Genomic DNA, 6,655 nt, shown 5'->3' on the forward strand with positions numbered 1-6,655 from the left:
TTTCCAATATCTGAACTTTATGTGTAAGGAAGTAGAATGAACCCGGTTAACAATGCTGCTGGACCTTATCGGTTTTACCAAGACCATAGAGTGCATCCTACCCCACAACCGCCCCCCCCTCAGCAAGCTAAGCCAAGTACAAGTCCCAGTTCGAAATTGGAATTTTCAAAAACACAGATTGATTCTCTAAAAAACAGTATAAATACAGTCGCGTTTCAAAATCCTAGTCATGTAGATTTGCTTCAGATGCATGGCAAAATTAATGCCTGTATCCATTATCATAAAAAGGCTGAAGCCTCTTTGGAAAACATGAACAAAATTCGTCACGAGTTAAGTGACGCCAAGAAAAAACTTGCTGAACTCAATGGAAGGTTCAATTCTTCAAACCAACAGCTTGCTTACCATGCACAAGGGCGCCTTCAACTTAACCCACAACAGATTCACACTCTACAACAGACTGTAAAAAGTTTAAGTGAAAGTGGCCTTGAACTGAATCATAAGGTTGGCACCCTAAATAGAGCAGGGACGAATGCTGCCGTATCTTTTGATAAAGCTTTAGGAGCACGCAGTCTAGTTGGGGAAGCAGACTTGTTCAAGTTAAACATGAATGATCCTAGCATGGCACGAAAATTTAAAAATTTCATACGGGAACTTGACTTGGATTCATACAATAAGAGGTGGGACAATTTACCACGTAATCAGGCAGTACCTGGAGAAGACAGTGAAACATGGCTAGTGTTAATGCATAATGAAAAAATCATAGGATGCACAGATTTTTCACCAGCTCTTGACTACAAAAAATCTGCAGTTGTAAATATCATCATAGATAAAAAATATCATGGCAGCGGTGTCAGTAAGGGCTTGTTTGAGGCAAGGAATGAAAATTTAAAAAAGAGCGGATACGCTTATCAGATAGGTAATGTTTACGATGAAACTAATGCTTCGCATATTGAGAAGCTAAAATCTAGCGGATGGCATGAAACCAAGGAGTCAATCGATTTCGAAGATGATTTAAGAAGTTTTTGGAAGGCTATAGATGACCGTTATGCTAATATACCGCCAAAATATGATGCTTAATTAAAAGTCGTTTCTCTATCGGTTTGTATTAGATTAACTGTTGTGGTTCACAGCATGGATCGCTTGGCTCATAACCTGGATGACCTGCGCCGTCTAGTGCAAAAGCTGACCAAGCGCGGCGTGCATATCTAGTTTTTGAAGGAAGGCTTGGTATTCACCGGTGATGATTCGCCGATGGCCAACCTGATGCTGTCGGTCATGGGGGCCTTCGCTGAGTTCGAGCGAGCGCTCATTCGTGAACGACAGCGCGAGGGCATCGCCCAGGCCAAACAACGCGGTGCTTACTGTGGCCGTAAAAAGGCCCTGTCCGATGAACAGGCCCTTACAGTCCGGCAACGGGCCGCTGCCGGCGAACCAAAGGCCCAGTTAGCCCGTGAATTCGGTATAAGTAGGGAAACCCTTTACCAGTACCTTCGCACGGATGACTGATACATGCCCTGTCGCTCGATACTATCGGCCTCTGAGCGCGACACTCTATTTGCGCTGCCGGAAAGCCAAGACGATCTGATTCGCTACTACACCTTCAACGAGTCCGACCTGTCGCTGATCCGTCAGCGACGGGGTGATGCCAATCGTCTTGGATTTGCTGTGCAACTCTGCCTGCTGCGCTAGCCCGATTACGCGCTGGCCAGCGACAGCGTGCTGCCAGATCCGGTCATTGACTGGGTGGCACGACAGATTCAGGCTGCGCCCGAAAGCTGGGCGAAGTACGGTGAACGCGATGTCACCCGCCGTGAGCATGCTCGGGAACTGCGAACTTACCTTGGCTTGTTGCCATTCGGGTTGTCGGACTTTCGCGCCCTGGTACGCGAACTGACCGACCTGGCCCAGCAAACCGACAAAGGCTTGTTACTGGCCGGACAGGCACTGGAGAGTTTGCGTCAGCAACGGCCGATTCTGCCCACGTTGACAGTGATTGAACGGGCCTGCTCCGAAGCCGTGGCCCGAGCAAAACGAAGGGTCTACCTGCCTTGATCGAGCCGCTGAGTCAGCAGCATCGGAACAAGCTCGACGAACTGTTGACCCTCAAGGCAGGCAGCAACAGTACCTGGTTGACCTGGTTGCGTCAGTCACCGTTTAAACCGAATACGCGGCATATGATGGAGCACATCGAGCGGCTGAAGATCTTCCAACTGGTTGGGCTGCCCGAAGGTCTTGATCGGAGTATCCACCAGAATCGGCTGCTGAAGCTGGCCCGTGAAGTTGGGCAGATGACGCCTCAGGATCTGGGCAAATTCGAGAACGAACGACGCTACGCCACGTTGGTGGCCGTCGTGCTGGAAAGCACCGCAACGGTAACCGATGAACTTGTGGATCTGCACGACCGCATTCTGATCAAGCTGTTCTGCAGCGCCAAGAATAAGCATCAGCAGCAATTCCAGAAACAGGGCAAGGCAATCAACGACAAGGTGAGCCTGTACTCAAAGATAGGCCAAGCCCTGCTGGACGCCAAGGCCTCGGGCGACGATCCGTTCGCCGCCATCGAGGCGGTCATCCCTTGGGACGAATTCGCTCAGAGCGTCACTGATGCCGAGCTGCTGGCCCGCCCGGAAACGTTCTTCCACCTGCACCTGGTTAGCGAGAACTTCAACACGCTGCGCCGTTACACCCCTGCCTTTCTGGAGGTGCTTCAACTACGAGCCGCACCGGCAGCACAACGTGTGCTGGATGCTATCCATCAGATGCGTGAGATGAACGCAGATAACTTGCGCAAGGTGCCGTCGGATGCACCGACCGCTTTCATTAAGGCGCGATGGAAACCGCTGGTAATCACTCCGGAAGGCATTGACCGGCGGTTTTACGAAATCTGCGCGTTGTCCGAACTGAAAAACGTGCTGCGCTCCGGTGATATCTGGGTCGCGGGTTCTCGGCAGTTCCGTGACTTTGAAGATTACCTACTGACGCCCGCGAAGTTCGCCGCACTCAAGAAGGAACAGGCGCTGCCATTGGCGATCAACCCCAACAGCAATCAATACCTGGAAGAGAGCTTGCAACTGCTCAATGAGCAGCTGGCCACCGTCGCCAAATTGGCGAAGGACAACGAACTGCCCGACGCGATCCTCACCTAGTCCGGACTGAAAATCACGCCGTTGGATGCGGCGGTACCAAACATCGCTCAAGCGCTGATCGACAAGACCTGTCAGTTACTGCCCCGTATCAAAATCACCTAACTACTGATGGACGTGGATGAGTGGACAGGGTTCACCCGTCACTTTTCTCACCTCAAGGATGGGGCCCTGGCCAAGGATAAAACCCTGCTACTGTCCGCAATCCTCGGCGATGCCATCAACATCGGACTGACCAAAATGGCTGATTCGAGTCCGGGCATGACCTACGCAAAATTGTCGCGGCTACAAGCCTGGCACATCCGCGACGAAACCTACGCGGCGGCATTGGCCGAACTGGTCAACAGCCAATTCAGCCATCCCTTTGCGGGCAACTGGGGAGATGGAACCACTTCATCGTCTGATGGCCAGCGCTTTCGCGCAGGCGGTCGAGGCAAAAGCACTGGGCACGTCAACCCGAAGTACGGCAACGAACAGGGGCGGCTGTTCTATACCCACATCTCCGATCAGTACGCACCGTTCAGCACCCGCGTGGTGAATGTCGGTGTTCGGGATTCGACCTACGTGCTCGATGGGCTGCTGTATCACGAGTCAGATCTGCGGATCGAGGAGCACTACACCGATACGGCAGGCTTCACCGATCACGTCTTCGCCCTGATGCACCTGCTGGGTTTTCGCTTTGCCCCGCGCATCCGCGACCTGGGCGAAACCAAACTGTATGTACCACAGAGCGTCCAGAACTACCCGACACTGCGCCCAATGATCGGTGGCACACTGAACATCAAGCACGTCCGCGCTCATTGGGACGAGATTCTGCGCCTGGCTGCGTCGATCAAACAGGGCACGGTTACCGCCTCGTTGATGCTGCGCAAGTTGGGGAGCTATCCGCGCCAGAACGGCCTGGCCGTTGCCCTGCGGGAGCTGGGTCGGATCGAGCGCACGCTGTTTATCCTAGACTGGCTTCAAAGTGTCGAGTTGCGCCGCCGTGTACATGCGGGCCTGAACAAAGGTGAGGCACGCAACGCCTTGGCCAGGGCGGTGTTCTTCAATCGCCTCGGTGAAATCAGGGATCGGAGCTTCGAGCAACAGCGCTATCGGGCCAGCGGATTGAACCTGGTGACCGCCGCCATCGTGCTATGGAACACGGTCTACCTGGAGCGGGCAACCCAAGGGCTCGCTGACGCCGGAAAGCCGGTGAATACCGACCTTTATCAGTACCTGTCGCCGCTGGGCTGGGAGCATATCAACCTGACCGGCGATTACGTTTGGCGGCAGAGCCGCAAGCTTGAAGACGGTAAATTCAGGTCGCTACGACAGCTCGGAAAACCTTAACGTACGATTTTTTCCGAATTCTGTAGGCTCCCCTACAAGGGGCTCAGAACTTGGCAGGGAAAGGAGGGATATTTTTACCTTTCGGATCAGCCGCGGCATTCCACGACCACCACCCTTCCCCGCCGTACTCACGGTTGTACCAAGCCGTTTTGACGGCCTTCCGTTTCAGGTAGACAGGCGTACTCATGCCGAACACCTCCAAGGGAAAGTCTTTACCCGTATCCAAGAGCCAGAAGTCAGGGAAAACCTCACTTTCATCAGCGTCGTAGCGCAATGGCTTATCAAAACTACGGCCGGATGCATGGAGCTTTTCTTCTATCACTCCCTCGAAATCCGAGTCGACGGGAATCCAGCGTTCACTCACCTGCATCAGCGCCACCTCAACGACATCAGCTCGCGAAAATGACTCACCTTTCGGCGGTGTGACCTGAGCAACCGCGATAACTCGGCTTCCACGTTTCCATGCGGAAATCTCTCGCTCGAATCGGCGGGCGGCAGTTGACCAGACTGCCGGCGGTAAATTGAGCATGGGCATACCGAAAGGCCCAGCCAGCGGCAATCTGCTGATGTTTCCAGAATGGCGTTCGGGATGATATCGAGCAAGTGGCGATATTGCGACGAGCCGGAGATCACGAGTCATCGCCGAATTGGCGATCTCCTGGTTGCGAGCTGCCCCTTTGCTGTCCTTTTGTGCCGCCAACAGCAGCACTTCGCTCAACTTCATTCGGCTTGCTGCGACACGCTCTGCAACCTGCAGAAGCGCGTAGTTCACAATCCCACTGTTGCGCTTGCCCTCCATAGTTGGATACCAGGTAGATAGTCGGGACTCAGACCAAAGCAGATGAAGAAGTCCGAGCAATGTCATGGCTGGTTTGCTCTTCCCTGGTGCTCTATTCAGTATCGTGCTTTCTCGTTCCTCGGATTGGGGAGCTTGAACACGTATGCCCCGAGCCAGGCGCACTCGAATACTGCCATCGTCGCCCTCTTCCACTACGCCAGCGGCATACCCTTGCATACCGGAGCGCTCCGGTGCCGGCGCATAGAAGCGACAATCGTTTGAGTGTTCATGACCAGTTCCGGCGAAACGCGCCAAATGAAAACAGTCGCTACCCTCACGGCGCTTGATCGAGAGTTTTCGGGCGCCGTTGCTTGGGCACTGGCAAGTCGCATGGTTGCCGTAGGCCTTCTCCAAGACGGATTTCCAGCTTTTTGCGTACTGCAGATCTGTCTGGAATTCCGGTGAATAACGTTTCCCAGAGATCAGAATCGGATATCGACGGTTGAGCATGATTTTTTCTCCTGATAAGGGTCAGGCCATAGCGCGCGGCCGGCGAGCGTAAGTCGCGTCAGCACGATTCGCTAAAATCTGAATATGGAGGTCCATAAAAAATTCGTGTCCACGATATGGAGTCATGAGCGCAACCCCAAACAATTCGTTCACTGCAATGCTTCCGCTGGTCCCGTGAAAGCTTTCTTTTCCCTCTATCATGGAAAATATCCCCTCGAGGTAACCGGTCTCAACGGCGTCAGAAGATAAATTCGGATTAGTAAGTCCGAATATTTTGCCCGTTGGCCACTCCAGGCCCTCAAGTGGGGGAAGGTTCTCCATCGCCCAGTAGCCGGTGCGTTTGACCGCTCGTGCGAACTCGTAGAGCTTCTGATCACTCTGATACCAGGCCCCAACCGAATGGAGCTTTTGCCGTGCCTGATCCAGACGATCAATCTGTACGGCGCGAATAGAGCGCTCGTATTCAGGAAGGTTGTTAAAGCCATCGATCCACTTCGGGAGAATGCGTAGTGCCTCCCAGCGCAGTAAACAGCGGATAAGTGATGATCGACTGCCATTCATAAAAACTTCTCCTGGCTGAACCAGTTGGTTGTCGCTGTTGTACAGGCCAACTAGGCAGTTTTGGTGGAGCCAAATATTTCGCTGAATGAAGTCGTAAATTGCTTCGGCATTGTGCAAAAGCGGGTCACTACCGACACGTCCACTAAACATCTTGTGCGAGAGGGTGACCATGTGCCGGTCAATAAAGTACGGCCTCATTTTACCGAGGGCGCAGAGACTACGGATTTTCATTGAGTCGAAGCCTCCTAATTCATTCACTCAGGAGGCTATCGCCAGATAGAGACCAAAAGATTCGTTTTCAGGATGCTGGAGCGACAGATTTACTTGCGTC

The 6,655-nt window shown here is 53.1% G+C and carries 3 protein-coding genes and 2 pseudogenes; 3 read left to right on the top strand and 2 right to left on the bottom strand.

All coding sequences use genetic code 11. The features are described 5' to 3' along the window. Positions 1-36 precede the first annotated feature (36 nt). From A7J50_RS31530 to A7J50_RS30015, 3 genes and pseudogenes are all read left to right on the top strand, one after another. A complete protein-coding gene (locus A7J50_RS31530) occupies positions 37-1,077 on the top strand; it encodes a GNAT family N-acetyltransferase (protein WP_156526339.1) in 1,041 nt (346 codons plus the stop codon). Positions 1,078-1,113: 36 nt separating this feature from the next. Continuing rightward, positions 1,114-1,506: pseudogene (locus A7J50_RS30010) on the top strand (recombinase family protein); the annotation flags it as partial. A 3-nt stretch (positions 1,507-1,509) separates the two neighbouring features. Continuing rightward, a pseudogene (locus A7J50_RS30015) lies at positions 1,510-4,475 on the top strand (Tn3 family transposase). A 43-nt stretch (positions 4,476-4,518) separates the two neighbouring features. Here A7J50_RS30015 and A7J50_RS30020 read toward each other — a convergent pair. Together A7J50_RS30020 and A7J50_RS30025 are read right to left on the bottom strand one after the other, a co-directional pair. After that, a complete protein-coding gene (locus tag A7J50_RS30020; RefSeq protein WP_082896013.1) occupies positions 4,519-5,763 on the bottom strand; it encodes a DUF1173 family protein in 1,245 nt (414 codons plus the stop codon). 21 nt (positions 5,764-5,784) lie between these two features. Beyond that, positions 5,785-6,555 carry a hypothetical protein gene (locus A7J50_RS30025; protein WP_064455126.1) on the bottom strand — a complete coding sequence of 257 codons (771 nt, stop codon included), beginning with the start codon at positions 6,553-6,555 and terminating at the stop codon, positions 5,785-5,787. Positions 6,556-6,655 lie beyond the last annotated feature (100 nt).

The organism is Pseudomonas antarctica (assembly GCF_001647715.1).
Classification (GTDB): Bacteria; Pseudomonadota; Gammaproteobacteria; order Pseudomonadales; family Pseudomonadaceae; genus Aquipseudomonas; species Aquipseudomonas antarctica_A.